Genomic DNA, 26,988 nt, shown 5'->3' with positions numbered 1-26,988 from the left:
TGCACTACAGGCTTGTGGAAGCATGAAGCCGAACCTTGTGATTTTTCCACCTGTCGCAGAACGCGCGAGTACGCTCGACGATTTCCGTATCCGGATTGACCACAAAAAAACTGCGACAGCTGTAGGCAGTCGCCCTGACTGCAATCGCCGGCATCCCAAGAGCACGCAACCAGCTATCTACCTCAGCGTCGTGCCCGCCTTTGAACCTGCTATTGTGGTGATAGATCACAGCGCATCGCCCCGCGCTCAAAGCACGCGCCTCTGACAGAGGTATTTGCTTGCCGAAGCTTGTGGCCTTCCGGCGCCAATCCTCATCGCCCACTAGTCCGTTGTCCGGATCGGCGAAGACGAGGTCGCAGTGAGTTAATTGATCAAGACTTCTGTCAAACCAATTCTTTCGCGCAGTGCTGCGTTCTGAGGCTGGCAATCCTATCGGAACAGGTTCAGCGGCAAAGTATGAATCTTTGTCGAAGGCGCTATGAAGTGCTTGCACCGACCTGCTGCCAAGAACTGTTTCCTGGAGAAGGTCAAAAAGCTCTGGATCTAGATAACGCCAGTTCTCCCGTTCGTACAGATAAGCGGTGTGCCTGCCGTCCGCATTGTGGCGTTCATCCGGATATAAATACCAGGATACGCCAACCTTCCCGAAGGCACTCAGCGTCCGGATTAACGCAAGTTTGATATAGTCCCCAACATCTCCCGCGTATCTATCTTGCATGTGGCGGCGTTGGCGGGGCGTTTGGAGCTTGAGGTTTAGCATTGTCAGTGTCAGTAGGGCGCAGATTATCAATGATAGCCTGAAGCTCGTCGACCCGGCGTTCGAGTGCCTTCAGCTGTTCCTGAGAGCTTTCGTTAGTTGTGGATGCGAGTTCCTTCACTCGGTCACCAAGAGAATCCACCCTGCTGTCTACCCCTAGATAGAACGCTACGATACCGACTACAAAAGTGGCCCAAAGTGTCAAGACTGCAATCCCGCCAACTAGAGCTCCAAGCCACCCAATTCTATTAAACAAATCTCGTGTTTTATTCGCCTCCTGTTGCGCATTAGACGCATTATTTCTTGCGGACTCACTCGCCTCCAGTGCTTTTTGGGAAACGTCACGCGCCTCTTCTGCTACCCCTGTCGCACGGGCGACCATGGTGGGAATTGAGCTTCTTATGCCAATATTTGGCTTATCTTTTACAAGTGGAGTTGCCGCCTTCCGAAGAAATTCCTCTATTTCCCAATGTTCCGAGTGCTTTTCGCCCTCAGCGAGAGTGATTCGGCCTTCGCGGGAATCAGAAGTGGTCTTTGTGAACTCAACCCATATTAGCCCCTCACTCAGCGGGATTTCATAGTCTTCATTGGTAAGATTATGCAGCGGTATGCAGAGTTTTCCCCAGAATCCAGGATCGACAAGCGGGCCTGTTCCTAGTAATAGACCACGATGAACGTGCCTAATCTGAAGATTAAAACGAAGCGCTATATACTTTGGCAAGCGAAAATCGAGATCGGACTCTACGAAGACGATCGAGTTCGCTGGAATAAGTAGAGGTTTATCTGGAATAAGTACGGGCTTGAGTTCGTTTTTTTCGTCAAAGACATAAGCCTTCGATCCGATTCGACCTTCATAAGACGCCTTCTTCAATCGCGATTTGCGGCCGCCTCCGAGGAAGAATGGGGCAATAAGGCCAGTCGCGAGCACATACTTTTCAATATGCTCTGCAGAGAGCAGCGAGGGCGGAACCTGGTCAAACGAGAAGGGATCGCGTGAATCTAGGCAAGCTCGCGCGACCTTGTCTGCGTCTACAACGGAGAGCGCACACCTCTCGACATCAGCTCCCTGTTCGCTCAAACCGGCACCCGGTTGGCTTCTAAAATCCCAAGTTCTGAAAATCCATACCAATCGACCCGCTGCTTTATTTGAGAGCTGACTATCCTGATGAATTGGGAAACAGCGCTGTTTGGATCAGACACTGAGGCTGCAACGCCAACATAATCAAGGTGATTCAGTACTATTCTATTGGGCGTATTTGCGCGTATGGCTCGCCTAACGGAAGTTGCGTCGAATTCGCCGACTCTCCGTTCTTTTCTTGTAACCGTCGTGTACTCGCGAATATCTCTCTCAAGGCCCGAACGCTGGGCAATGCGAGCCCATGAGGTTTCCCCTAGTAGCGGCCCAGAATCTCCCGCTACACGAATTGGAAAGGCGCGAAGCACCATTGTAACGTCATCGACTAAAAGCGGGCTTAACCCTGCTTCCGCCAGTGCCGCCGCAGCGGTGGTGCATCGCGCAGTAGCCTTTGGCCAGTGTCCCCCGTCGAGCAGGGACAAGCCGAAACCTTGGGTCCCCTCAATGACGACTCGCTCCTTGCCGAGTAACTTCCGATGGAGGAGGGCTGTTGTGTCTCGCCGGAAATTCTCAAGCCGCGCATCATTGCCAGCATGGAACGCCTCCAGTGGGAAATTCTTCGCGCCGCGTGCCGTAGATGCCAATAAGGCAGCGCCAACTCCGGAACCCGTGGAACCGATAGACCCGATAAGGCCAGAAGCTTCCTCCCAAGCTATTTGCTCCGGGGTGATGAGATTGGCATATTTGCTGATGTAAATGCGATCTAGCGGATAGTCGAGTTCAGCGATCTCTCTGAGTAATATTTCTGTGTCCAGATATGAACCTGCTGGAAACACGACGTCGACATTGCGATCCACGCAAGCGGCAGGCATCTGCCTGAGTGCCCATTTTTTCCCGCTATGATCATAGGCCGTGTGGCCAGAGTTCGGCCCGCCCACCCGGATGACGGTTACAGGACCCCGACTGCGCCTAACAATTTCAAGCGCGACCTTTCCCTTACCTTCGGAGCCAAATTGGCCACCGACTACGATGGAGACTGGCATATCTTGCCCCTAACCCGTGCGGCCAGTTGATCTGCCCAAAGTTCAATTTCCTCTTTGTGTCCCTCGTTCTGGAACAGATGATGCGCCAAAGCACGCATTGATTCCACTTGGCTTTCAACTTCCGAGCTGGACACGGCATCGAAATCACCATCGGCAGCACGCGCCAGATATCTCGTTCGGCGCTTGCGCTCGTCGGCGTCTACGAAGACATGGACGTAGCTTCCGCCAGCGCGCTCGGCAAGGAATGCGTGATCTTCGGGGAACCGGAGCCCGTCCACGACGATGGCTGCAGCGTCGCCGACACGTGAGAGAGTCCGCTCGGCCAGCCATCTCTGTTTGCCTGCGCGGTTTATTTCGTTGCCCAATGCTTGTCGATGATTCCTGTCCAGAGGTTGGCCTCGCGCGTTCAGCTCATCATCAATGACGAGACTGAAGCGCGTGTACGCGAAGCCCATTTCCTCGAGAGCTCGTGCTACGGTCGTCTTGCCGGCAGCGATCGGTCCACTGATACCGATGATGATCGGATGGGCTTTGCCATCGAGCTTCGGGATGATCAACGGCGGCTCTTCGGAGGTTCCCATAGCTTCAACGAGACCTGCCCAATGGAACGAGCCAACCAGCGCCGAAGTGATGGCGTCGAGCTCATCGTGCGACGCGACGCTCAAATCGCCGATCACACCAAAATCCGTGAGACCCATTTTCAACCATTCGACACCCGCGCCCTTTCTGGGGATCCGCATTATGTCCTGCGCTGCGCCAGGGTAGCTTTCAATGACCGGAACTCCAAGGTTCCTAAGCGCCGTGGCAAGTCGGATCCCTCGCGCGGTCAGTTTCTGCATACTGGGCAACAGGCACGGATAGACGTTGACGCCACGCCTCTTCAGCTCCCGCTCACACTCCCGCATAATTCCAAAGCGCTCTCGGCCGGGGTCGGTATCGTCTACGCTTGTTCGCCCCGCCGGAAGGCAGAGCGGTGAGTCTATGGAAACGAGGGCAGGATTGCTGCTCAGCGTTTGCTGGAGGATTTCCTCATCGGTAAAAACGGTCTCGAAAGCCGCCTTCTTGCCATCCAGCAAACACCAGCCGGATCCCCGAGCCTCTGAGCCCGTCAGGTCAATTCCGACCACGCGGGCGCCTTCTGCCGGGCTACCTCCGAGCAGCTGATCGAAGTCGGGGGCCGACGAAAGTTCGGCTCTAGCGGTGCCGAATTGCGGAATGTCGATCCACCCAGCTGGAGCTGCCCAGTCCTTAAAGGCAGCGCGCTTTAGGAACAGGTCCGGCTCTATCCAAAGCCTGTCGATCACGTGATCGAAGATGGCACCCATGGCCGCAATATCGGCGCGGTTGTATCGAACAAGGGTCTCCAAAGCGGCGACGTCGCCGCGGAGATATCGATGCCACAACAGGACTGCGGCAAAGCCATCGACATCCGCAATCTCACCTCTCAGCGAAAGCCCAAGCTCTCTTTCAATCGCCTTTTGGCCCCCCGTGAGACCCACCCGGCGGCATAGATACATCAGGTCAAGGTGATGAGGGGGCAGCGTAACATCCGGGAACTCCTGCCGGATGAAGCGCTGGTCAAACCGGATGCCGTTGAATGTCACCAGGGCGAGCGCTTCATGGGCATCCTCCAGCAGCCGCTGATGGCTCTCGCCCTTAATCATCGTGGAAGCGCGGCCACCGATGGACCAACCAATGACGGTAATCTCGTCGTAGTGATGGCTCAGACCAGTTGTCTCAATATCGAGAAACAACACGCGTTCCGGATACTGGCCACAGAGAGCAAGCTGCTGTTTCAGCCGCAACGGCAACACAGGTCTGCGCTCGCTCGTTGCGGTCCTTGGTGTACGGGCCAGCATCAGATAGAATCTCTGAAAGTTCGCAGGACCTCCGGCGCTCGCTGGGTGGCAGTCGGCCTGAGCAGGCTCGCCCGGACAGATTTCACCTGTGCCACTACGCCCTCTCTTGGCCGGATTGCTGGCACCCTTATGCTCCGCTTGCTGCCCCGCGCTAGGTTACCTCTATCAGGTCCTTTTGGCGATAATTGGCGATTCGTTATACAAAGATATTCCATAGGGTCGTGAGATGCACGGTGACCACTTGAAGCGGAAGAAATCAGAATACGTGGTGGGGAAGTACGACGTAAAAATCGAGTCGATTGTCGATGATGCGTCGCGCCTTCATGACTATGGCTTTAGCCGATCCACCTGGTACCGGGGTGCGAACTTGATGCGGCGTCTCGGTTCCGATCGAGCACTGGAACTCATGGATGCAAGAGCCGACCGGTCGCTAGCCCGCGGTGATCTCGCAATGTGCCACAAATGGCGAGATCTTATGGGCGTGATACACGCGATCGAGTCTGATGAGCCGCAGCCGACCGACAGGATTCACTGAGGCTGAGCTATGGGCGCGGTGCAGGTTCCACCGACCAAGAACTGCGCTTACCACCGAGCACCGCGGTGAGTTCCTGACAAAGGCGCTGAAACCTTTCATCGATCCTCCAAGGAGGATTACAGATAACCAAACCGCTACCCGCCAAAGTGACACCGTCACGCTGATACGGACAGAATTCTGCGCGTAGAACGTTGTTAAATCCCGCTCCTATGGCAGCAGCGGCGATACGGTCACCCAAGACTGCATCCTTGATTGGGTACCACACAGCGTAAATTCCAGTCGCCCATTTGCGAAATCCCGCTTGAAGCGCAGTCGCGATCTGATCCGTTTCGCCCTTCAGCTCAAACGGCGGATCTATGAAGACCAATCCCCTCCGTTCCAGGGGCGGCAGCATCGCCCCAACTGCCTCGTAGCCGTCTCGCTGGTGGACCGAAATTCGACGGTCCTTCCGGTATCGCTCCTTCAACAGCGATCCGTCCTCTGGATGCAACTCACACACAATAAGGCGGTCGTTCTCCCGCAATGCGTGTCTGACTAGCTCCGGTGAGCCCGGATAGACCCTTAGGGATTGCCCGTTTAGCGCCTCGAGAGTCTTCAAATACATGGGTGCCGAAGAAAGGGTCTTGCCGAAAACCCTGTTCACCCCCGCATCCCTCTCGTTGGTTCGCATAGCTTCTTCAGAGAACAGGTCGTAGGTACCGATTCCACCATGTGTATCAAGTACGGCGAACGAGGCGGGTTTCTGCAAAAGGTGTTCAAGAATGAGCGTCAAAGCGGCATGCTTGAAGACTTCGGTGTGGTTGCCTGCGTGGAACGCGTGTCGATAGTTCATTCCTGTTCGATGCCTTTCCCTCACATGAGCCGACAGCTACTCCGAGGGTATTAGATCGAAGGGCGGCTTTAGAGAAGGTCGGAACGAATCAAAGGGCGGCGGGCCATGATGAGGTCCCGAACTGTGAACGAGGGTATCGGCCGGGCGCGCCTGATAGGGGCCCACATTCACCTCCCCAACCCGTCACCGACGAACCCCGGCGGGGCGGGTGCCGCTGGGCGCCATGATAGTTTGCCAGTGCGCTATTATCGGCGGAGGTCGATAATCCTGAAATCCGCCTCCAAGCCGTCATCTTCGGCCGAAATAGTGAATGGGCTCACCATTACCCGGGATGCATCATATAAGTCGACAAACAGCCGCTTTGCAGCCTCGAGGTCGGGCACGGAAAGCTCCTCATCGTTAACCTCAACCGCCCAGTCGCCATAAGGCGTGCACCAAGTTTGGCCTACTTGGATGCCACCAAGCGTGGTGTCCACGAAATAGTGGCCGCTTTCGTTGACCCAGAGCTGAAGCGCCATCCGGTCCTCCCAAAAATCAAACAATCGGCCGCACGGCTACCAACGAGATCCGAGCGGTGTCCGCATCACGGGATCCGCGAGATCGGTATCGTCTTTCATCTCGGCAGCAACTGCTACAAGCGTCGAAGACAATGATTTGGCGTCGCGCTTGAGTGTTGCGGCACCCTTACTCTCTTTTGATGCCAGCATCCGTGAGATTGCAGTCGGCGTGTAAGGCTTCCCAGCGCTCGACAGATATCCCCCCGGCCAGTGCCTTTGCAACGTCGGCCAAGGTGCGCTGGCGACCATTGACCGGATACCGGTGCAGCTTCTTTGCGAGCGCAATCAGCTCAAGTCCGCAAATCTCGGCATAGTTCCGGCGCCCACCGACTTTCCTGCCCGTCTCGCGGCGCTTGCGCTCGCGGGCACCCTTTGAGCTTCTCCACCAGCATCGCCTTCTCGAACTCAGAGACCGCGCCGAGCACTTGGCGAATCGGGTTCGCCGTTGGGGTGTTGTCCACAAAACTTTCTGGACTGTCGACGGCGATCAACTCGATCCCACGTGATTTCAGCATCTCATAGCCAGTCTCCTGAACGATCAGATCGCGGGCGAACCGGGAGGCGGTCTCGACCAGAATGGTGCGCGCACCATTTGACAGGAGCCGCTCAAGCATTGCGGAAAAACCAGGGCGCGCTGTGACCGCATCGGCACCGCTCACCGCCGCGTCGTAGTAGCTCTCGATGGTAGCCGGCCTCGATATAGGCTCTGGATTGAGGAAGCCCTTCGGCTAAGCCAAGGCAGAAACGCTCCTGCCTCATGTTCAATTTGGCGTTTGACATAGCGGTATTATTATACCGTATGACTGGGTTTGCACCACACGATTTAACAGAGCCGTCAATGAAGGGGCTCGATGCGTTCAAGATCGGCAGCGCTCACGAATTTGCCCTCTGGTGTCATGATCCGCGTGCCGCACGCAGAAGCTTTCCGCCGCTTCAAATCGGATTCGCGGTCCAGCAAGGGTTCATGATTTCGCGGGTCGTAGTAGCCTTCGACCGAAAATGGAAGGTCGTAGGTTCAACATCTCGAGCAACTCTCTTGCCGTCTCGCGGGCGGCGACGATCTCTTCAATGGTCATTTCAACTCCTATTTTTCTGGTTTCTGAGAACAAGTCTGAAATTCTCTGGGGCCGGAAAAAATATTCGAACGTGACCCCGTAGCAGGCGTTCGAACAACTCCAATTGGCCTGCGTCAGAACGGCGGTTCATAATTTAGCTCCCATGGTTTGAGGCCCTTTCGATCTTCCAAAAGCAGAAGTATTGCGCTCTCCGCCCATTTCGCAGTGACCGTTCCGATGAACTCGCGGGCTAGATCGCGCGAAGCTTGGATTTCCTTGTCGGTCATCTTTCAGTCCCTATTTTTTTCGGGTTTTTGAGAAAAATTCTGAAATTCTCTGGGGCTGGAAAAATTATATTTGAACGTGGCACACCGTGGGGTGGAAGCCTCATGAGGCTGTGAAGATTGATGCCCCCCTCCCCTTCGATCTTCGACGCGACGATGAGCGCAACCAGGCGACCAATTTCCCATGCCGATCTGCGATCTTTGCTGAGCAGTCAAGCTGCGTCCCCCTGGTCACGCAGGATCGACATGATGACCTGGCGTCGCAATTCGCATTGGAGCGTCGAGTCGAAGGTCTTCATCTCTCGTTCGATGGCGGCGGCCCCAAGGCCGCGCGCCGCGACACGAGCGCGAAAGATCGCCATCTGGTCGCGTCGATGCCATCCCTGCTTGGTGACCGGTCGCGTGAGAATTTCTCTCGCCGCCTGGGAGACCAGTGATCGACACCACGCGGGATGAAGCACCACTTCGGCCGACCGGTTCAGCGCGATGGGGATAGGGACATCGAAAAGCGAAAGCTGCCGGCTCATTTCGTTCCTCTTGGATTGATTGTTTCAAACATGTCGAGTTGGTACGGTCGGGCCGGCCTTGAGGGGCCGGCCTCCCTTCCCGATGCGTCACTGATCAGGTCATGAAACGTCGGAACCAGTGATGGGCTTTGCACAGATTGGTCGTCAATGAGATCAAGAACACCAAAGGTGTTCTCTAACGGCGACAGACGTGTGCAATCCGCATCGGTGAGATGCGACACACCAGTGCAATTTGCCTTCTTCAGTCGGTAGTAATAGGCCCTTCGGCCGATCCCCATGGCCTCCCAAGGCCGGTCACGATTAGTCGAATGCTCGGCCAACCATACCTCTCTCGGCTTTCGTTCTTGCTTTCGCTTTTCAGCGATGCGAACCCGATCACGCTCTTTGCGAGCCGCCTTAGCGGCGGCCTTTTGCTCTTCGATCGGCAGGTCCGCAGCCCACATTGTCGTGATGCGAAGCCGCTGACGTTCCTGAACGAGCAATTGCAGCCGAGTGCCTGCGTCCGAGCCATTCAGATTCCAATCTCGCCATTCGAGCGATCTCGCGATTGGATCAATGACGGCATCAACATCAACGATATTCGGTGCGTATCGGCGGAGCCAGCTCTTAGGGTCTTTGAGACTCTTCCAAGCCACAATGAGAAAGCTGTCGACCTCAGAGAGAGGCAGGAACTGTCCATAGCGATCGGCGATGAGCCTTTCGACCTCCGCCAGACGCTGAAGAGTCTTGCTGTAACCCCCGCGCAGTCTTGGGCGACGCTCCGCAAGGATGCAATTGCCAATGCGCTTTTGGTTCCTCGCAGTACGGGAAGAGCTCACATCGCCCTCGCGCGCCTGGCGTTGACTTCGCGGAGCACACCACAGGCCTGCTTCGCACTCAGACCAAAGCGCTCTTTCAGCAACGGCACTGCCGGCTGCGAACGATCCCCCCTGTAGGCCGAGTACCATTCAATTGCTTCGAGGACTGCAGGGTCTTGAATGGGCTCCAGCGAGTTCATGCCGCCCGCTCCCCACGATCGGCGGCAGCCTGGTCGATTATGGCTTTGAGCTCCCCGACGCGCCACCTGTTGCTACTTGGGCCTATTTTGAGCGGCTTGGGGTAGCGGCCGGCATGGATGCCGCGCCAAAGCGTCGAACGATGAATTGGCGTGTTACTGCCGCCGATCAACCTGCATGCTGTTGCCTCATCGACAAGATCGTCGTCGCAGAGACCGATTAGTGGGATGGCGTCCATAGTGTCGCTCCATGTTTCAGCGACACTCTACAAAGAGCAAAACAGCTCATCTCGCAATAATGAAAATTGATCAAACTCCGGCTAAAACAGACAAGCTGCCATGGTGGCAACTTGCAGGTATAAATACCGTCCCTAAGTTGACATTCTGTCGTTCACTTTTTTGTTATCATCGGAATAACTTGAGCCCCGCCCGTGACAATTCCGGCAAGCCTCTCGGCCCAGACGTCCAGAGCGTCCCTTTTTTCCTTCATATAGTCGTAACGAGCGTAGACGCGGCTTGTGACAGTAGCCTTCGTCGCGCTGATGTGGTTGAGGACATGGCCGATTACGAATGGCGATATTCCGAGCATTTCCATATGCGTCGCGGCCGAACGTCTTAGATCGTGTGCGGTCCAAGGTGCCACGCCCATGATCGTTGCAACGCCGCGCTTGGTGACTTCTTCGCGCTTGATCGCTTTCGCTATCGCTGCACCGGTCACGGATGCTCGTGCGCCAGGTCCAGGAAAAACGTCAGACGGCACTGCGCGGCCCTTTCGTTCGGCGAGCGCGGCATTGTCGGTCAGTTGGGCGCGGATGATGCCCACCGCCATGGCCGATAGCGGCACGCCGTGCTCCCTCTTGTTCTTCGATCGCGCGGTCGGGATTGTCCACAGCCGCTGCTCAAGATCCAGCTCGCCTGCCGTCATGCCTGCTACCTCGCCGACACGCTGGCCAGTCACAAGGCAAAGCCGGATGACACGGCGGGTCGATTCCCGCATGTCAGCATCCGCAAGAGCCTTCCACATGATTTCGATTTCCGCCGCGTCGAGAACGCGGTCGCGCTCAGTCGTCTCGGTCGGCTTGCGCATTCCTTCCGTGAAGTTCTGATCGAGGTCACCGCGAGCGCGCGCCCACCGAACCATGGCGCGCAAGTCTTCGAACAGACGGTTGGCCTCAACGTGGGCGCCGCGGTCCTTGACCGCGTCGATCGCCTTCGTGATATCCCGCCGATGGAGCTCCGCAAGCTTCACGTCACCGATGCAGCCGGCTGACGGATCCTCTATCTTCCGACCTTCGCTATCCTTGCCCGAGACATTCTTTCTCAGCCGACGGGCAATTTCATCGCCAGATCGCTTGGTCGCCGCATGGCGCTTGACGTAGTTCTCAACGAGATCGGTGACAGTTTGCGAAGCCGCCAGAGCCTTCTTGTCGGCGATCGGGTCGCCACCCTCGCCGACCTTGGCGCGCGTGTCTTTCGCCCGCTGGCGGGCTCCCTTGTCGGTGCCAAGCGGCATCTCGGGATAGGAGCCCAGTTTCAGCCAGCTTCGTTTCGCTGGTGGCCCATAGACAGCATACCAAGATTTCGCACCGCCGGTGGAAACGCGGAGAACGAGGCCCTTAACGATCGTGTCAAAATAGTCGGTCTTCCGACCTCCACCTGCCTTCGCGGCCTGGCAAAATTTATCTGTCAATTCGACCTGCGGCATGCGCCCCCTCGACCAACCGGTTCGTGTGATCTACAGGATGATCTACACAAAACCCCGCGCAGTGTCGAGATAGGATGCGACAACGCGAGACACAAAGGCGCGGCCAAAGCCTTGTGTTGCAAGGGATACAGCCAATTCAGCCTGTCGCAAGCTGACGCATGAAACCTCGGTGGAAAACCTCTGTTAACCGGTTGGTCGCTGGTTCGAATCCGGCCCGGGGAGCCATTTTAGTACAAAACTGCGAACGTCGTGCCCCGCCATATGCACACTGGGGTTTCCTCTAGACGCGACAAGCGTCTGCAGGAGTGTAGCCTTTGATCCCTTGATAAGAATCCGGTCGGCTCCAACCTCAACCCGCTGCACCAGCGTTTGCAGATGGTGACGCCTAAAGCTTCCGTCCTGAGCCCGCGGTCGCTGCCTGACCCCTTCTGCGAACCGCGCAACAGCCTCTTGGGCAATTTCGATCGCTTGGCTGTCTCGGTGCTCCGCGCGCTCGGCGTCGGCGTTGGCCGCATCCCGAATTCTTTTCAATTCGGCGATTCTTCCCTTGAGGTTGCTATCGGCTAAATCGGCCAGACCGTTCTCGATCGCTTCGTAGAGTCGTGTGAGCTTCCCTTCAGCGTCGGCGGCTTGTCGTCGTAGATCACCCGCCCGATCCTTCTCGCGATCGACTTGCTCTGCCCTCCGACGCAACAACCCGGACAGCAATTCCTCAAGTCTAGCCGGGTCCAATAGCCGCAGATCCACATGATTCACGACTAAATCGTTGAGTTTCTCCATCGGCATTGTTCGGCCCCTGCAGCCCCTATGCCCCTGTCGGGCGGTCGTGCAACAGGTATAGTATCGATACTGTTTGCCCTTTCCCGAGGTGCGCAAAGTCATAGCACCTCCACAGTCCTCACAGAACACAACGCCGCCCAACAGCGTCGGACTGTTCACGGATCGCGGCGCCCGCAATTGCGGACTTCGCGACTTGAGGAGATCCTGGACCGCGTTGAATTCGTCCTCCTCGATGATCGGTTGCACCGCAACATCGATGATATCTTCCGGCGCCTTCTCAACACCTTTCCGTTTGCCGCTGACATTGAAACGATGTCGCCCGATGTAGGTTGTACGCGTTAGAACCTGATGCACTCCGCCGAGACCCCACTGTCCTCCGGTTTGTGTCCGAATCCCTCGATTGTTTAGATAGCTAGCGATCTGACGCACTCCCATCGGGCCGTGATCACTATCGCCCGCATGCGCCAAACGGAACATCAAGCGGACATGGTCGGCGGTCAGAGGGTTCGGTTCGATTTTCTTTTTAGTCCGGGTGCCACGTTGCTCGGCGGTCACGATCCTATAGCCGTAGGGTGGCCGGGAACCATTCCAATAACCCTGCCGGGCGTTTTCGCGCATAGCTCGAAGCGTGTGCTTGGCTTCTCCTTGGACTGATATTCATCGAATAGCGCCATGATCTGGCGCATCATCGTGCTCATGGGGTCATCACCTAGATCCTGCGTGATCGACGTCAGCCGAACACAGTTCTTCGCCAACCGACGGACGTAGAATTCAAGCTGGAACTGGTCGCGGAAGAACCGTGAAAACGAATGCACAGAGATTATGTCGAATGGCGCAGGCCGTTGCGATGCAGCGTCCATCATTTTTTGGAATTCGGGCCGCTTGTCATCCGTCGCCGATGCACCTAGCTCAACAAACTCCGTCGCCACAGCAATCCCCTTCGCCTGACAATAGGCCCGCAGCTGGCGACGCTGGTCTGGGATTGAAAGATCGTGCTCGGCCTGCCGGCCCGTCGATACGCGGAGATAAAGTGCCGCTCGGCCGGACATGATGCAAGGGTCGTGACTGAAGTCTGCCGATATCTGGATGATCACGCGAAAAAGACCACCGCAGTTTCGATATCTGAGGCCCTCCGTGTAATCAGGCGTCGCGTTAACACATTCTGCGTCAACGACGGAGGGTTAGAGGAACTGATCGTAGAAAGCGCTGCAACGAGACAGCTTGCCCTCCTATTGGACAACCATAACTAGTGTGCTTGGTTTAGCGCTGGCGATCTTTGCACCGCTATCGCAATCCGGTTGGAGGGCATGTTCGATCTTCCTAGGTGCCGTACACGGTGTGACCGTGGCGCTGGTGCCGGGGATTTTGGCGACAGTCGCTGCCTGTCCGATAAACGTCTCCGAAAATTGGTGTCGTCCCGGGCCAGGACATTTCCATTCTAGCGGCGGCCGGACTATCGCGCGGCTTGACCTTGCAGTAGCTGGAAGACTTTTCCTGGCAAATGAGATGGGAATAAACTGCGACGGCCACCCGTTGACAGTTCGAACCGTCGCGGTGCCTTGCCTGATCTCTGCAGAGTTGGACCGACGCCGCGAGAACATGGAGAAACGCACCTATGCAAGCCACCACGCTCATCGCGTGGCCGGCACGGGTTGGTATGTTGCCCGCTGCGGCCGCGCTTATCATCGCCGCTCTCCCAGCACGAGCCGACGAAACGGTTGGCGTCACCTTGGCCGACAAGGGCATGCAATCCATGCGCATGGACCTGGGCACCGAACAGGTCAAGGCCGGCAATGTGACCTTCAACGTGACCAATACATCCCAGACCTTGGCTCACGAGTTCGTCGTCGTCAGATCCGACAAGCCGATCGAGACGCTGCTTTACAACGAGCAGGAAAAGGAGGTCGAGGAGAGTGCACTCGAGGTCGTAAACGAGATCGAAGACCTCGATCCCGGGAAGTCCGGCGCGCTTACGGTGAAGCTGGAGCCGGGCTCCTACATCCTGCTTTGTAACAAGGCGGGCCATTTCAAGCTTGGCATGGTCAATCACATCACCGTCACAAAATAGGATCTCGCCGGATATCTTGACGCTCACAACTGCCACGGAAAGGATAGGATAGGCCGTAAGACCTCTACCAGGCGGCGGACCCTTCCATCACGGCGGCGGTCGGATTATCGACGGCATGATCTCACGCCTCAGTCGGCGTGCTCGCGATCTCTATGGGCCGGCACCTGGGCTGCGGAAGCAACCCCGACAGACACACAGGGCACCCTTAGCCTGGAAAGGCGCAACTCGGTACACGAGGGCGACTATATCTCCACGGAAACAACTTGAAGAAACGCTTCGCTACCCATAGCATGCCACCCCCTGGTGAAATCTGATCAGGAGGTCGGTGGGATCGGTCGGGTTTTTAAGCCAGTGCAAAGTAGGGAGGAGAACTATGGCTTCCGAAGTACAGGCAAACAATGGCGTTAACGTCGAGGCGCTGCTCGGCGCACGCGAAGCGCTTACCAACGCCCCGGAGGCCGCGCAGTTCAAGTGGCGCGCGGCCTGCGAATGGAAGGATGGCACCCACAGCCACTCGACGGTCGAGAGCTTCTACGGTCTCGGCCAGGACCAGCATCGCAAGACCACCTTCGCATTCGATGCCGACCATCCGGAGGTCTTTGCTTCCTTGGATCAGGGCGCCACGCCTGTCGAATACGTGCTGGTCGGGCTGGCGAGTTGCCTGACAGCCGGCATCGCCGCGGTTGCCCAGAACCGGAACATCCAGTTGAAGTCGGTGAAGGCGACCATCGAAGGCGACATGGATATTGCGGGCATACTCGGCATCGACAGCGACGTCCGCAACGGCTTCAGCGGCATCACGGTGAAGTACAACATCGACGCCGACGCCAAGCGCGAGGACATCGAGGCTCTCGTCGCTCAGTCACAGAAGCGGTCGGCTGTCTATGACATTGTAACCAATCCGACGAACGTCACGGTCGTGGTGAATTGAAAGGCGCTTCGAGCCGTAGACTCTCCTGATGAGAGGGCGCGATTAGTTCCGTCACCACAGTGATCGTCGGTGCAGGGCACGCGGGGCTCGCGATGAGCCGCTGCCTCGCGGAGCGCTCTATTGACCATGTGCTGCTGGAGCGCGGCGAGATCGCCCATACCTGGCGCACCGAGCGATGGGATTCGTTGCGGCTGCTCACCCCGAACTGGCAGAGCCGGCTGCCGGGCTTCCGCTATGATGGCGACGACCCCGACGGCTACCGGACGATGCCTGAAGTGATCGACTTCCTCGGGAACTATGCCAGGGCGATCTCGGCTCCAGTCAGAACACATACGACCGTTACCTCGCTTCGCAGCGATGGGGCGGGATATCTCGTGCGCACGGACCGCGGCGAGTGGCGCTGCCGAACTGTCGTGCTGGCGTCGGGCGCGTGCAACATCGCACGCCTGCCCGATTTGGCCGTCCGCGTGCCGCCGTCGGTAGCAATGCTGACGGCACAGTCCTACCGCAATCCGGCTCAGGTCGCCGACGGCGGCGTGATGGTGGTGGGTGCCTCGTCGAGCGGCACCCAGATCGCACAGGAGCTGCAGCGTTCGGGGCGGCAAGTGACCCTGTCGGTGGGCGAGCACATCCGGGCGCCCCGTGTCTATCGCGGCAAAGACCTGGAATGGTGGATGGACGCCGCAGGCGTGCTCGACGAGCGCTACGACGAGGTAGACGACATCAGACGGGCACGACGGGTTCCTTCGCTGCAGCTTGCCGGCACCCCCGACCGCACCACGCTCGACCTCAATGCGCTGGTCGACCTCGGCGTCAGGCTCATTGGCCGTCTCGCCGGCATCACCGAAGACGGCAAGGCCCAGTTTGCGGGGTCGTTGCGCAACATGTGCGCGCTTTCCGATCTCAAGATGGCCCGGCTGCTCGACCTCATCGACGAATGGGCGCACGCCAACGGCCTGGACGCTACGGTCGGGCCGCCGGATCGCCTGCCGCCGACCCGTGTCGAGGACAACCCGCCGCTCGGCCTCGACCTTACCGGAGGCGCGATCAGGACGATCATCTGGGCCACCGGCTACCGGCCGGACTACTCCTGGCTGGAGCTGCCGGTCCTCGACCGCAAGGGCCACGTCCGTCACGACGGCGGCGTTGCGGAACATCCGGGCATGTACCTGATGGGGATGCAGTTTCTGCGCCGCCGCAAGTCTGCGCTGATCGACGGCGCCGGCGACGACGCGCGTGATCTCAGCGGCCATCTGGCATCTTACCTCAGGCAAAAATCAATCAACGTCTAAGGCCAAGGTAACAGGTCAGCTACCGCGACAACGCCGAATTCCGTGACCCTGCGATCATATTCCCAAGTGCAACTTCGGCTTCCAGAAGGGGCGGAACAACTCAATCTTGGGACAGCGGTTCATCACAACTTTCAAGCCCGCTTCCTCCACCAACAGGGCGGCGGTGTCATCGCGCACCCCAATCTGACTCCACAGAACCTTGGCACCAATTGCGATGGCTTCCTGTGCAACTTCCAACAGGTCTTCGGAGCGGCGAAAAACCTCAACCATATCCACAGGCCGGTCTATGGCCGCCAGTGACGCGTACACCTTGAGCCCTCGAATTTCATCCAGACCTGGAGTGGGATTGACCGGGATCATGTCATAGCCGGTTTCGTGCAGAACCCTGAGAACACCATAGGAAAACTTGGTCTTGTCGGGGCTGGCCCCCACCATCGCAATGGTTTTGACTGACTTCAGAATGTCTTGCAGATAAGCCTCCGAATAGGGCTCATCATGATTCATATGGGTCATTTCTTTGTGTCCAACGGGGTCGCAATATCGGCTTTCAATTCATGTGCGGCCAAGGGATCTAGGAAGGGGTTGCGATAGAGCTTGTCGTGGCTTTCAACGCCGACCTCCAGCGTGCAGTCGCTCATAGGGCGGGCAACGCAGAGGATTATATAGCCATTGTTGATCTGGCGATTGTTCAGCGCCCGCTGGGCCTTTTGACTGACTTTGCCGCTGATTATCTTGGCCGCGCAGGTTATGCAGCCGCCATACTTGCACCCGTAGGGCAGGTCCACGCCCTGCTCGCGCAGGCTTTGCAAGAGGGGCTTGCGGTGATCGACCTCAAAGGCTGCACCGCCTTGGTTGGCGAGGGTGATGGTGAAGCTGGTCATACCCAGATGTCACTCGTGCAATCACCGCCGGGATAACGGGTTTCGTGGCAGCGGCTTGGTCCATTTGGTTCCTTGCCAAAATCGACGACAAATCGCGGATCAATTTCCATGCCGCCGTTTTCCGTATCGCAATTGACCATCAGCATGCATCCGCCATTGGTGCGGATTTCCGGATAGAACTGATTGTCCCAGGTCGAGAAGAGCGAGGTCGTCACATAAAGGCGCTTGCCGTCGAGGCTGAGCTGTATCATCTGAGGCCCACCAGTCACTTTCACGCCATTGACCTCAGGCGCACGGCCGAGAAGTCCGCCCATCCACACCTGTCCAGTGAGCTTGGCGTTGTGCGGGTCCGAGATGTCATATTGGCGGATGTCGCCATGCAACCAGTTGCACAGATAGAGGTGTCTATCGTCCATACTGAGCAGAATGACCGAGATCACGCCCGGTATCGGGATCGGCCATTCGGGATGCGGCTCATTGCCAACATCGACAATTTTTTCCCATTGCCAGTCACCCGCCGCATCCTTCCACCAATGGATGATGTTTGCAGAAAGGGCCGCGCCAACAAAGCCGTGACTGCTGTCGGGATTGTGATGGAATCGCACTTCGAGTGGGAGCAAGCCATCCTCACCGAGATAGAATGTTTGCTTTGGCTCCTTCTTCTCAAAATCCCAGAAATGGATCTCTCGGCCATATTTCAGATGGCCAACCTCCTCCAGGTCAAAACCAGGCATGAAGGTATTGGGCGCGGCCCACTCCGAGCTGACCATTACGTTATGTCGCGGCTGGTACCAGAAATCATAACCAAACTTGATGCTGCCCATGGAGTTTTCCCAACGGCCGACAATCTCGAACTCCTTGTTGAGTTGCAAATAGCCGCCTGGGGCGTTGCCTTGAGCGTCGCCAAGCATGGAAATGATGATGTCCGAGCCGAGGCAATGCACTGTGTGCGGCGCCGACAAGTTGGTCCTGGTTTTGATTTCAGCGCCGTCTATGACCTTGAACAGTGTCGGATTGCGGGGATCGGTCCCGCAATCGACAATATGCAGATTGGCCGAGCGCACACCCGGCACAATCAGATATTTGCGCTCCATGCTCGCATCGCCATGGCAGGACGAACAGGCATTCCAGCCCATGTGATGAAGCTCATCGCCAATACCCGGCATTTGCAAACGTGAAATCACTTGGCTGTAGGTCGAACTCTCCGGGTCGACATCAATGGTACACAAATAGTCCGGCTTCTGAATGCCCGTGCCGGTGTAGATGGCAATCGTATAGAGCAGCTTTTCGCGAGGTGCCCTCATCGCCTCTGCTGGAGAAGCATAGCCCGGTCCACAGCAATGATTGGTCATGGGTACTTCCCAAATTGAACAGATCACTGGCCAGCCCCAACGGGGGTCAAGCTGGAATGTTAGTGCATGGTTGGCTTTAGCGCTATGGCCAGGGTGGCTGGTCAAGCGCGCGCCCCATTTTCGATCGCCTCGTACAAGCGCGTGAGCTTGGCCTCGGCGTCCGCCGCCTGCGTCCATCATTTACAAAGCCGCCGGCAACCTACGAGCGGTGCAAATCCTACTCGGCCACACCAAGATCGAGAACACGGTGGGCATTTTGGCGTCGGCGTCGAGGGTGCACTCACTTTGGCGGAAGGGACAGAAATTTGACCACCCCGGCTCCTTGCGACCAACGAGGACCAGGTACGCGTCTCACCGCCACCATAGAGGCAACCTTTGCCTCCGCCCGGAAGCGGACATCGCGGGTGACAATGCTGGAGGTCATGGTCGCGCCATAGGTGGCCATTAGGTTGTTACTCACGGAACGACCGCTTTCTCCCCGTTGCGGCGATTTCGAGATCGGTCGATGACTGGGATGCTTTGTGCCGACGGTTCGACGGGCCGTATCGTCCAAAAGAGACCGGAGTGCGTCTAACGTGAGCTTGGCCGACCGATCCACCGTACGATTTCATAGGCAGGCATCGGGCGGCGAAAACCCTTCAGCGTCAGTTCGCCAACAAGAACTGATTCGACCAGCGGCTCGACAGCGCCGAGGACCCGTTGGCTGACGAGAATCTGGCGGGATTTGGCCTCCTCGCACAATCGGGCGGCGTGGTTCGACACAGTGCCGATGACGGCATAGTCCGAGCGCCGATCAAAACCGATGCGCCCGATGGTTGCGTGGCCCCTGGCAATGCCGATCCCGAAGCCCAGCAAATAGTCGCGCTTGCGCCATCGCTCTGAATGCTCGTCAATTGCGTCGCGCATCGCAGCAGCCATTGAGACGGCTCTCTCGGAGTGGTCGGCGCATGGCAGTGGATCGTTGAAAACCACGACGATACCGTCGCCCACGAACCGCTCTAGAGTTCCCTCGTGGCGGACGATTTGTTCACCGAGACAGGAATGATACTCGGCAAGAACTGTCATGACCTCTTCGGGCTCGGCGGTCTCTGCGAACGCAGTAAAGCCGCGCAAATCGCAAAAAACAACGGTCACCTCGCGACGGTGGCTCTGCAAGAGCGCGTCTCCATTGCCCGCCGCAACGATCAAGTCGGCGACCTGCTCGGGAAGGAACCGCCTGAGCCGCGCCATTCGCTCGAGCTCCGTCACCTGCCCAGCCACGGTTTGCTCGAGGGAGCGGTTCCAGTCGGAGAGTTGCGCGGCTTGGTCCTCAAGGCGTTTGGCCTGGCTCGCGACAATGTCGTGAAGGGCCTTCTGGCGCAGCATCGAGCGCACCCGCGCCAACAGCGCCCTGTGCTCGAAGGGCTTTGTCAGATAGTCGTCGCCCCCGGCGTCCAGTCCCTCAACCACATCGCGCGTGTCGGCTTTCGCGGTGACGAGGATGACCGGAATCGCCTGCAGGGAGATGTCCTGCTTGAGCATCCGCACCACACTGATGCCGTCCAGCTTCGGCATCATGATGTCGAGCAGGATCAGGTCCGGACTGAGGCTGCGTGCTTTCGCAAGCCCCTCTTCGCCATCAGCGGCAGTCGCCACATCGTATCCATTCGCCTCGAGGCGCATGCGCAGGATCTCGAGGTTTTCCGGGGTATCGTCGACCGCGAGAATACGGGGCGGATCATGCAAGACCCTGTCTCCTTCAGGAAAGGAACTGCCGAATCTTTGCGAGCAGCTCGCGCGGACTGAAGGGCTTGGCAATGTAGCCATCGCAGCCTGCGGCAAGTGCCTTCGCCTCATCGCCCGACAACGCGTAGGAGGTGACGGCGATAATCGGAATGTGCCGGAGCGCCGGCTCGGCCTTGATGCGGCGAGCCGCTTCGTATCCGTCAATCACCGGGAGCTGAATGTCCATAAGGATCAGATCTGGCTTGTGCGCGCCGGCTGCAGCGATGCCGGCGGCGCCGTCCGCCGCCTCGATCAGTTCGTATTCGGTGGTGGCAATGAGATCGCGGATGATCTGGCGGTTGTCCTCGGTGTCTTCCACCATCAGGATTCGTTTGCTCATGCGGCCCTCACGTCCTCATTTACCCGGATTGGTACCTTCAGACGGAATGTCGACCCTGACCCGATCACGGACTCGACGTCGATGGTTCCGCCATGCATTTCGACGATGCGCTTCGAGATCGCCAGGCCAAGACCCGTACCGCCCTTCTGCCTGGTACTGCTGTTGTCGACCTGCTGGAATTCTTCGAAGATGAGAGCCTGGTCCTTAGACGCGATGCCCGGACCGGTGTCTCGGACGGTCATCTCAAAGTGCCCGTCGACCGCATCGGCAAGAATGTCGACCGCACCCGTTTCGGTGAACTTGACGGCATTGCCTACAAGATTGAGCAGGACCTGCGTCAAACGGCGTTCGTCCCCACGGCCGATTGGAAGGTTCTCGGCAACAGTCGTTGAAAGCTCAAGGCCCTTCGCTCGTGCCAGCGGCTCTACGGCCGTAACGGTCGATCGAACAAGCTGCGCGACGGAGTAGTCCTCGATCGCCAGCGTGAGCTGCCCGGCTTCGATCTTGGACAGGTCGAGTACGTCGTTGATGAGCCCGAGGAGGTGACGACCGTTTGCCTGCACGCGCGCGACGGTCGTCTTAGCCTTGTCCGGGAGTTCGCCGTAGATGCCGTCGACCAGCAGTTCTGTGAAGCCCAAGACCGAATTGAGCGGTGTCCTGAGCTCGTGGCTCATATTCGCGAGGAACTGGGACTTGTGGCGGCTGGCTGCCTCCAGCTCCCGGCCTTTCTCCTCGATCTCGCGGAACAGCTTGGCATTCTGGATCGCGAGCACCGATTGGGCTGCGAAGGTCTCCAGCAGGTGGACAACTTGCTCATCGAAGGCACCTGGCTTGCGGCGCCTGACGACCAGTGCACCGACGATCTTGTTGGGCCTCAGCAGCGGAACGATCAGGATACCGCGATATCCGGCGTCGACGATCGTCTTTCTTACAAGGAAGGATGAGGTCTCCTCGCTGAGATCGGGAAGCTGCACCGGCATGCAGCGCCCGGGCGCGTCGCCGATCCCCATGTCGGCCAGCCCGATCGTCTGGTGCGAGACTGCGGCGATAAGCTCATCGCTCATACCGAAGTTTGCGCGCGGACGGAATTGCTGGCGCGTGCTGCTGAACACGTAGATGGTGCCAGCATCCGTTTCCGACAACTGGACCGCCTTGGCAACGATCGTCTTCAGCACCGTGTCGAGATCCAGCGTCGAATTGACCGCCTTGCTCACCTCACCAAGAGCCTCGAGCTCACCAACAGACGCGGCAAGCTCGCGAGTCCGTGACTGCACCTCCTCGAAGAGCCGCGCATTCTCGATGGCGATCACGGCCTGGTCGGCGAATGTCTCGACGAGGGCGATCTCCTTGGGATTGAAAGGTTGCGGCTCAACCCTCGTCATGACGAATACGCCAACGAGATCACCTTCCCGCAACAGCGGGGCAGCGAGGACGGTGCGGAAGCCGCCTGCCTCGGCGATCAAGGCAACGCGGTAGTCCGGATCAGCCGTCACGTCTTCGATTTGGACGATCCGCCGTTCTTCGATTACGCGCCCTACGGCGGAGCCTCGGCCTGCGGCAAGGGCCGGAGTTGGATTGGCGTCCACATAAGCACGGAAACTGGGCGGGTAGCCATGCGCCGACACATAGCGGAATACGCCATCCAGCGACTGCACGATACCACCCTTGTCGGCACGGCAGAGCCTGATAGCCGATTCCACCAACGTATCGAGCACGACCTGCAGATCGAAGGTCGAACGGCTGATGACCTTCAGAACGTCTGCAGTAGCTGTCTGCTGCTGAAGGGCTTCATCGAGCTGCTGGGTGCGCGTCTCAATCTCCTGATACAGGCGCCCGAGCTGGTCGGAGGTCTGGTTGACGTTAGCGGCGAGTACTCCAAGTTCGTCGCGATTGGCGACGGCAACCTGTTGGGCGAAGTCGCCGGCCGCTATCTGGCTGAGACGCGTCTCGATCTTCTTGACCGGTTCGATCAACGACCAGGAGATGATGTAGCCGAGCCCCAACGCCAGCAGGATACTGCCCACCGCAAACGAGACCACGATCAGTCTGGACGTGCCGTACGCACCCTCGGTCGTTTCGATGGCCGCCACCATGTCGGCTTCGGCCATGTTGACCAGCTGGTTTGTCAGCCGCTCGAGGCTATCGGCCGACGGTATGATTTCATCAAGCTGAACCTTGCGCGCCTCCTCAGTGCGGTCGGCGCGGACGAGCTCTGCCACGTGCGTCACCCCATCTGTAAGCCGTTCGTACTCTTGCCGGACCTGACCGAGCACTTCCGCCTCACTCTCGGCGACGAACTCCATGCGGTCGAGGTCGTAGCCGAACTGGTTGAGCTGGCGCAGCGCCGCATCCAGCATCCGGTCGTCCCGAAGCAACAGGGCGGTGGAGATGCCGTAGAGCTGGGTGGTCGTATCGTGCTGGACCTGGCGGTAGGCCGCGATCCTGCGCTGCAGCTTGATCAGCTCGTTGGTTTGATCGTTCACCCCACTCAGCACCTGCAACCCGACGGCCCCGAGCACGATCAGCAGGCCGACGATCGACAGGAACGCGATCAAGAGCTTGGTCTGGACGCGCGCCGGCAGCCGGGCAACCCAGCCAACGAGCCGGTTCGTTATGCTATTTGGATTCGTCCAAGAGGCTGAGAAGGTCATCCCGGAACTCCTCCAGGTCGAACCGGACACCAAGATACTGTACTCGCAAGATGCCACCGGGGTCCACGAGCGACGTCAATAGGGTATGGTCGACATCTCCGTTCGCCGCCTTCTTCGCGATGACCCCGTATTTCCGTCCCACCTCATGGACGACGGCCGGATCACCGGTAAGAAACGACCAGCCCTTCAGGTCGGCGCCAAAACTCTGCGCATATTCCTTCAAGACATCGGGCGTATCGCGCTCTGGGTCGACGGTGATCGAAACGAAGGCGATTTTGGGTCCGAACGCACTACCCAACTTTTCCTGCACGCTGGCCATATGGGCAGTCAGCATGGGGCAGACGTCAGTACAGTACGTATAGATAAATGAGACGGCGACCACCTTGCCGCGAAAGTCGTGCAGCGACACTCGCACACCGTCCTGCGATACCAAGGTAAAGTCCGGCGCCTGTCCGATCGTCGGCAGGCGCTCGTCGTGCGCATGTGCCGGCCCGGCCATCAGCGCCAGCAGCAAGATGCGCGCCGGCCACTCGCTCACGTTTTCAACTCACGCTTGACCTCGTTGAAGAACTGCCAATCGGTGCCGTTCGCGATGATCTCGTTTGGGTTCGACTTGACAATCCCGGCTTCATGCAACCGCAACGAGAAGAACCTGATCGTGTCCTCGGGATCGAAGTCGCGCCAATTAGAGTATGGGAGCTCGCGGAGCGACTGCACGGCGTAGTCGTATTGTTCGGTGTGTCCGCCGTCCACCAGGAGGCGTGCCACCCATTCCGGTTCGGCCGCGCAGATGTCGGCCGATTTGATGATGGCCCGGATGACGCGCTTGGTGGCAGCTGGATTTTTCTCAGCATAGGCGGCGTTGACTGCCAGCATGCAGCAGTAATATTGCGACCATGGCCGGTCCTTGGAGCTGTCGAGGATGACGTGGCCGACTTTGCGGGCGCGGAGATCTTGAGCCTCAGGCGGAAAAGCCAGGAAGGCGTCGACCTTGCCCTCGGCGAAAAGCTCCGCCGGCTTTGCCTCGCCAACGATCCATTCAATGTCGCGTTGCGGATCGAGGCCGACATAGGTCGCCATGGCACTGACAAAGATATGCGGATCCGATGACAGATTGCCGCCGACACCGACTTTACGGCCCTTGAGATCCGCGATGCTTTTGATGTCCCCGTGTCCGAACAATTCGTAACAACCGACATGCACTCCGGAGATCACCTTGATCGGGGCGCCAGTGTCGACCGGAATGATTAGGGCTGTGGCAAAGTCAATGCCGAAGTCGATGTCGCCGCGCGCCAGCATCTCGGTCTGGGCGATACCGGCGTCGGCGGCCACGAAGCCAAAATCCGAAAACCCCTCTGCGCGGATCAGATCCTCGGCGACGTACTGCGGAGCGATGCAGATACCCGGCGCCGCCGCAAAGCGGGCGACCGTGGTTTCAGGTGCCGCTTCGGCGGCGGCCGCGTTGCGGCCCCTTGCAAGACCCGCACCTGCGAGCGCGGACAGGCCTGTGAGGAAACGGCGACGGTTCTGGACAATCTGCACGAGTCTCTCCCTTCAAAAAAGGCACCGCGTGTCGGCGATAGGTCTACGTCTTCAGCTCGCGCTTTAGTTGATCTAGAAAGCGCCAATCCGTTCCGGTGGCGATTATCTCTTGCGGGCTCGACGTGATCATGCCCGTTTCGTGCATGCGCAGCGCGTAGAAGCGCATCGAGGCTTCGGCATCGAAATCCCGCCATCTGTCGTACCGGATGTCGCCAAGCGTTTGCAGCGCGAGTTCGTAGCTGGGGACGAAACCTCGATCGACCAGCTGCCCTGCAGTCCATGACGGATCTGAGACACAGAGGTCGGCGCCCTTGAGGATGGACCGCAGGACGCGCTTTGTCGCCGCCGGATATCTGTCTACATAATCCGCAGTCGCGGAAATCATGCAGCAGAAGTGCTGCGACCACGGCGGGTCGCTGGTCGAGTTGAGGATCGTGTGGCCTACTTTCCTGGAGCGAAGTTCCTGCGTGCGGGGCGGTTGGCCGAGCACTGCATCGTACTTTCCCTCGACGAAGCCTTCCGCAAAATTGTGCTCTTCGATGACCCATTCGATGTCGTTGACGGGATCGAGCCCAACATAGGCGGCCATCAGAGAAACCAACACGTATTGCGGCGAATCAAGCGTAAAGACCCCAACCCGCTTTCCCCGCAGGTCCGAGATGCCTTTGACGCTGTCGTTGGCGATCAGTTCGAGGCACCCGGAGTGCAGTCCGCTTAGTACCCTGATCGGCACTCCTGCATCGATCGACGCCAGATGAACCGGCACATAGTTCACACTGAAATCCGTCTCGCCGTTTGCGATCCATGCCGAATGATCAACCTTCTTGTCACCTTGCACGTAGCGGACATCGGTGAACCCCTCGGCGCGCAGCATCTCTCCGGCGAGGTACAGGCCCGCCCAGCAATAGGCGCCGCCGATGTACCGCGGCAGGCGGACCGAGGTGGTCTCCGGCAACGGCTCAGCCCAGGCTTGTGTCGAGGTGCCGATAAGACCCGCGGCGCCGGCTGACGCGGCGCCGGCTAGGAAACGGCGGCGGTTCGGGGCGATTTGCATGTCCACGTCTCCCCTTGAGACAAATGGGATCAGGTTTTCAGCTCACGCTTCAACTCGTCGAGGAAGCGCCAGTCCGTTCCGTCGGCGATGATCTGTTGCGGGCCCGATTTGATCATGCCCGTCTCTTGCATGCGCAGTGTGTAGAACCGCAGGGAGTCTTCAGGATCGAAGTCTCGCCAGCGGTCGTACCGGATATCCCTTAGCGTTTGCTGCGCGTAATCATACGACGGGACGAAATCGCGATGGACCATCTGCCGGGCCACCCACTGCGGATCCGACGCGCAGAGGTCGGCAGCCTTAAGGATGGATCGCAAGACCCGTTTGGTCGCTACCGGGTGCCTGGTCACGTAGTCCGTCGTCGCGGAGATCATGCAGCAGAAATACTGTGACCATGGGCGGTCGACGGCATTGTTGAGGATCGTATGGCCGATCTTCTTGGCGCGCAGCTCCTGCGGCTGGGGCGGCGTGCCGAGGAATGCATCGATCTTTCCTTGGACGAAGAGCTCCGTCGGGGTGGCGTCTTCAGTCAGGACCCATTGGATATCGTTCACGGGATCGAGCCCGACATAAGCGGACATGAGAGTCAGCCACACATGTCGCGAGTTATTGAAACCATCCACGCCCACCCTCTTGCCACGCAGATCCGCGACGCTGCGGATGCTCTCCTTGGCGATCAGTTCGAGGCATCCCGAGTGCAACCCGGTCAGCACCTTGATCGGCACGCCGGCATCGATCGACGCGATCTGATTCGGTGGAAAGTTCACAGAGAAATCGGTCTCACCGCGTGCGATCCATTCCGATTGGTCGACGCTTCTGTCGGCTTCTACGTAGCGAACGTCGGTGAAGCCATCTGCGCGCATCAGTTCTCCGGCGATGTACGCGCCTGCCCAGCAGTAGGAACCACCAACCCACCGCGGCAGACGAACCGTGGTCGTTTCCAGCGGCGGTTCCGCGTGGAGTGACTCGGGAAAACCGACGATACCGGCAGCGCCAGTCATTGCAGCGCCGGCCAGGAATCGGCGGCGGGTTTGCATGATCTGCATCGGAACGCTCCGCTCTTCCGAACTGCAAAAAGGCAATTCTGGCCGGAACCGAGCAAAAGAGGTTTCG

Annotated in this window: 27 protein-coding genes and 1 pseudogene; 4 read left to right on the top strand and 24 right to left on the bottom strand. The window is 58.4% G+C overall.

The genetic code is table 11. The features are described 5' to 3' along the window. Positions 1 to 4: 4 nt before the first annotated feature. The 14 genes from RQ479_RS04145 to RQ479_RS04080 form a co-directional block, all read right to left on the bottom strand. Entirely contained in the window at positions 5 to 760 is a 756-nt protein-coding gene (locus RQ479_RS04145) for a hypothetical protein (RefSeq protein ID WP_376704198.1), read from the bottom strand. Then, complete coding sequence (locus tag RQ479_RS04140; protein ID WP_376704197.1) at positions 708 to 1,835, bottom strand: hypothetical protein; 1,128 nt, start codon at positions 1,833 to 1,835, stop codon at positions 708 to 710. Before RQ479_RS04140 ends, RQ479_RS04145 begins: the two co-directional genes overlap by 53 nt. After that, positions 1,832 to 2,875, bottom strand: coding sequence for an adenylosuccinate synthetase (locus RQ479_RS04135; protein WP_376704196.1), 1,044 nt, complete (start codon positions 2,873 to 2,875; stop codon positions 1,832 to 1,834). Before RQ479_RS04135 ends, RQ479_RS04140 begins: the two co-directional genes overlap by 4 nt. After that, positions 2,857 to 4,734, bottom strand: coding sequence for a ribonuclease H-like domain-containing protein (locus RQ479_RS04130; RefSeq protein WP_376704195.1), 1,878 nt, complete (start codon positions 4,732 to 4,734; stop codon positions 2,857 to 2,859). Before RQ479_RS04130 ends, RQ479_RS04135 begins: the two co-directional genes overlap by 19 nt. Positions 4,735 to 5,276: 542 nt before the next feature. Beyond that, positions 5,277 to 6,101: a 23S rRNA (adenine(2030)-N(6))-methyltransferase RlmJ gene (locus RQ479_RS04125; protein WP_376704194.1), complete on the bottom strand. Its 825-nt coding sequence runs from the start codon at positions 6,099 to 6,101 to the stop codon at positions 5,277 to 5,279. A gap of 245 nt (positions 6,102 to 6,346) precedes the next feature. Then, the gene (locus RQ479_RS04120) at positions 6,347 to 6,619 is read right to left on the bottom strand and encodes a hypothetical protein (RefSeq protein ID WP_376704193.1); all 273 of its coding nucleotides are present in this window, start codon (positions 6,617 to 6,619) and stop codon (positions 6,347 to 6,349) included. A 329-nt stretch (positions 6,620 to 6,948) separates the two neighbouring features. Continuing rightward, positions 6,949 to 7,317, bottom strand: a complete 369-nt coding sequence (locus tag RQ479_RS04115) for a recombinase family protein (protein ID WP_376704192.1) — start codon at positions 7,315 to 7,317, stop codon at positions 6,949 to 6,951. A 530-nt stretch (positions 7,318 to 7,847) separates the two neighbouring features. Next, complete coding sequence (locus RQ479_RS04110) at positions 7,848 to 8,000, bottom strand: hypothetical protein (RefSeq protein WP_376704191.1); 153 nt, start codon at positions 7,998 to 8,000, stop codon at positions 7,848 to 7,850. Positions 8,001 to 8,209: 209 nt separating this feature from the next. Further along, positions 8,210 to 8,524, bottom strand: a complete 315-nt coding sequence (locus RQ479_RS04105; protein ID WP_376704190.1) for a DUF6074 family protein — start codon at positions 8,522 to 8,524, stop codon at positions 8,210 to 8,212. After that, complete coding sequence (locus RQ479_RS04100) at positions 8,521 to 9,342, bottom strand: hypothetical protein (RefSeq protein WP_376704189.1); 822 nt, start codon at positions 9,340 to 9,342, stop codon at positions 8,521 to 8,523. Before RQ479_RS04100 ends, RQ479_RS04105 begins: the two co-directional genes overlap by 4 nt. A gap of 175 nt (positions 9,343 to 9,517) precedes the next feature. After that, entirely contained in the window at positions 9,518 to 9,757 is a 240-nt protein-coding gene (locus RQ479_RS04095; RefSeq protein WP_376704188.1) for a helix-turn-helix transcriptional regulator, read from the bottom strand. A gap of 152 nt (positions 9,758 to 9,909) precedes the next feature. Further along, on the bottom strand, positions 9,910 to 11,223 hold the full coding sequence (locus RQ479_RS04090) for a tyrosine-type recombinase/integrase (RefSeq protein WP_376704187.1): 1,314 nt from the start codon (positions 11,221 to 11,223) through the stop codon (positions 9,910 to 9,912). A gap of 183 nt (positions 11,224 to 11,406) precedes the next feature. Continuing rightward, entirely contained in the window at positions 11,407 to 12,558 is a 1,152-nt protein-coding gene (locus tag RQ479_RS04085) for a recombinase family protein (protein WP_376704186.1), read from the bottom strand. Beyond that, complete coding sequence (locus RQ479_RS04080) at positions 12,555 to 13,097, bottom strand: recombinase family protein (protein WP_352517248.1); 543 nt, start codon at positions 13,095 to 13,097, stop codon at positions 12,555 to 12,557. Before RQ479_RS04080 ends, RQ479_RS04085 begins: the two co-directional genes overlap by 4 nt. A gap of 521 nt (positions 13,098 to 13,618) precedes the next feature. Here RQ479_RS04080 and RQ479_RS04075 point away from each other — a divergent pair. The 3 genes from RQ479_RS04075 (at position 13,619) to RQ479_RS04065 (ending at position 16,294) form a co-directional block, all read left to right on the top strand. Beyond that, positions 13,619 to 14,071 (top strand): copper resistance protein, encoded by a 453-nt coding sequence (locus tag RQ479_RS04075; RefSeq protein WP_292664768.1) that lies wholly within the window; start codon positions 13,619 to 13,621, stop codon positions 14,069 to 14,071. Between the two features lie 373 nt (positions 14,072 to 14,444). Continuing rightward, positions 14,445 to 15,002 carry an OsmC family protein gene (locus RQ479_RS04070; RefSeq protein WP_292664767.1) on the top strand — a complete coding sequence of 186 codons (558 nt, stop codon included), beginning with the start codon at positions 14,445 to 14,447 and terminating at the stop codon, positions 15,000 to 15,002. 92 nt (positions 15,003 to 15,094) lie between these two features. Further along, positions 15,095 to 16,294 (top strand): NAD(P)-binding domain-containing protein, encoded by a 1,200-nt coding sequence (locus RQ479_RS04065; RefSeq protein ID WP_376704185.1) that lies wholly within the window; start codon positions 15,095 to 15,097, stop codon positions 16,292 to 16,294. Positions 16,295 to 16,348: 54 nt separating this feature from the next. On the opposite strand, the gene RQ479_RS04060 is transcribed toward RQ479_RS04065, so the two are convergent. Genes RQ479_RS04060 through RQ479_RS04050 form a run of 3 tightly spaced genes read right to left on the bottom strand, consistent with a single transcriptional unit; the run spans position 16,349 to position 18,527 of the window. Further along, a complete protein-coding gene (locus RQ479_RS04060) occupies positions 16,349 to 16,798 on the bottom strand; it encodes a CoA-binding protein (RefSeq protein WP_376705865.1) in 450 nt (149 codons plus the stop codon). Between the two features lie 5 nt (positions 16,799 to 16,803). Beyond that, complete coding sequence (locus RQ479_RS04055) at positions 16,804 to 17,175, bottom strand: 2Fe-2S iron-sulfur cluster-binding protein (RefSeq protein WP_352469284.1); 372 nt, start codon at positions 17,173 to 17,175, stop codon at positions 16,804 to 16,806. Next, positions 17,172 to 18,527 (bottom strand): selenium-binding family protein, encoded by a 1,356-nt coding sequence (locus RQ479_RS04050; protein ID WP_376704184.1) that lies wholly within the window; start codon positions 18,525 to 18,527, stop codon positions 17,172 to 17,174. The genes RQ479_RS04055 and RQ479_RS04050 overlap by 4 nt, the downstream gene beginning before the upstream one ends. Before the next feature lie 157 nt (positions 18,528 to 18,684). Between RQ479_RS04050 and RQ479_RS04045 the strand changes: the two are divergent. Next, positions 18,685 to 18,836 (top strand): annotated as a pseudogene (locus RQ479_RS04045) (integrase); the annotation flags it as partial. Between the two features lie 261 nt (positions 18,837 to 19,097). Here RQ479_RS04045 and RQ479_RS04040 read toward each other — a convergent pair. From RQ479_RS04040 to RQ479_RS04010, 7 genes are read right to left on the bottom strand one after another with little or no spacing between them, the layout of a single operon-like run. Further along, positions 19,098 to 20,252: an adenylate/guanylate cyclase domain-containing protein gene (locus RQ479_RS04040; RefSeq protein ID WP_376704183.1), complete on the bottom strand. Its 1,155-nt coding sequence runs from the start codon at positions 20,250 to 20,252 to the stop codon at positions 19,098 to 19,100. 13 nt (positions 20,253 to 20,265) lie between these two features. Then, positions 20,266 to 20,631 carry a response regulator gene (locus RQ479_RS04035; protein ID WP_352469281.1) on the bottom strand — a complete coding sequence of 122 codons (366 nt, stop codon included), beginning with the start codon at positions 20,629 to 20,631 and terminating at the stop codon, positions 20,266 to 20,268. After that, on the bottom strand, positions 20,628 to 23,282 hold the full coding sequence (locus RQ479_RS04030) for a GAF domain-containing protein (protein WP_352517246.1): 2,655 nt from the start codon (positions 23,280 to 23,282) through the stop codon (positions 20,628 to 20,630). The genes RQ479_RS04035 and RQ479_RS04030 overlap by 4 nt, the downstream gene beginning before the upstream one ends. Further along, the gene (locus RQ479_RS04025) at positions 23,248 to 23,796 is read right to left on the bottom strand and encodes an SCO family protein (protein ID WP_352469279.1); all 549 of its coding nucleotides are present in this window, start codon (positions 23,794 to 23,796) and stop codon (positions 23,248 to 23,250) included. The genes RQ479_RS04030 and RQ479_RS04025 overlap by 35 nt, the downstream gene beginning before the upstream one ends. A gap of 20 nt (positions 23,797 to 23,816) precedes the next feature. After that, on the bottom strand, positions 23,817 to 24,824 hold the full coding sequence (locus tag RQ479_RS04020; RefSeq protein ID WP_352469278.1) for an ABC transporter substrate-binding protein: 1,008 nt from the start codon (positions 24,822 to 24,824) through the stop codon (positions 23,817 to 23,819). 43 nt (positions 24,825 to 24,867) lie between these two features. Further along, positions 24,868 to 25,878 (bottom strand): ABC transporter substrate-binding protein, encoded by a 1,011-nt coding sequence (locus RQ479_RS04015; RefSeq protein ID WP_376705864.1) that lies wholly within the window; start codon positions 25,876 to 25,878, stop codon positions 24,868 to 24,870. A gap of 29 nt (positions 25,879 to 25,907) precedes the next feature. Beyond that, complete coding sequence (locus tag RQ479_RS04010; RefSeq protein ID WP_376704182.1) at positions 25,908 to 26,921, bottom strand: ABC transporter substrate-binding protein; 1,014 nt, start codon at positions 26,919 to 26,921, stop codon at positions 25,908 to 25,910. Between the last annotated feature and the right edge of the window lie 67 nt (positions 26,922 to 26,988).

This window comes from Mesorhizobium sp. ISC25, from assembly GCF_042295465.1.
Classification (GTDB): domain Bacteria; phylum Pseudomonadota; class Alphaproteobacteria; order Rhizobiales; family Rhizobiaceae; genus Mesorhizobium.
Note: the sequence above shows the minus strand (reverse complement) of the source record. Positions and strands in the feature narration are given on the sequence as shown.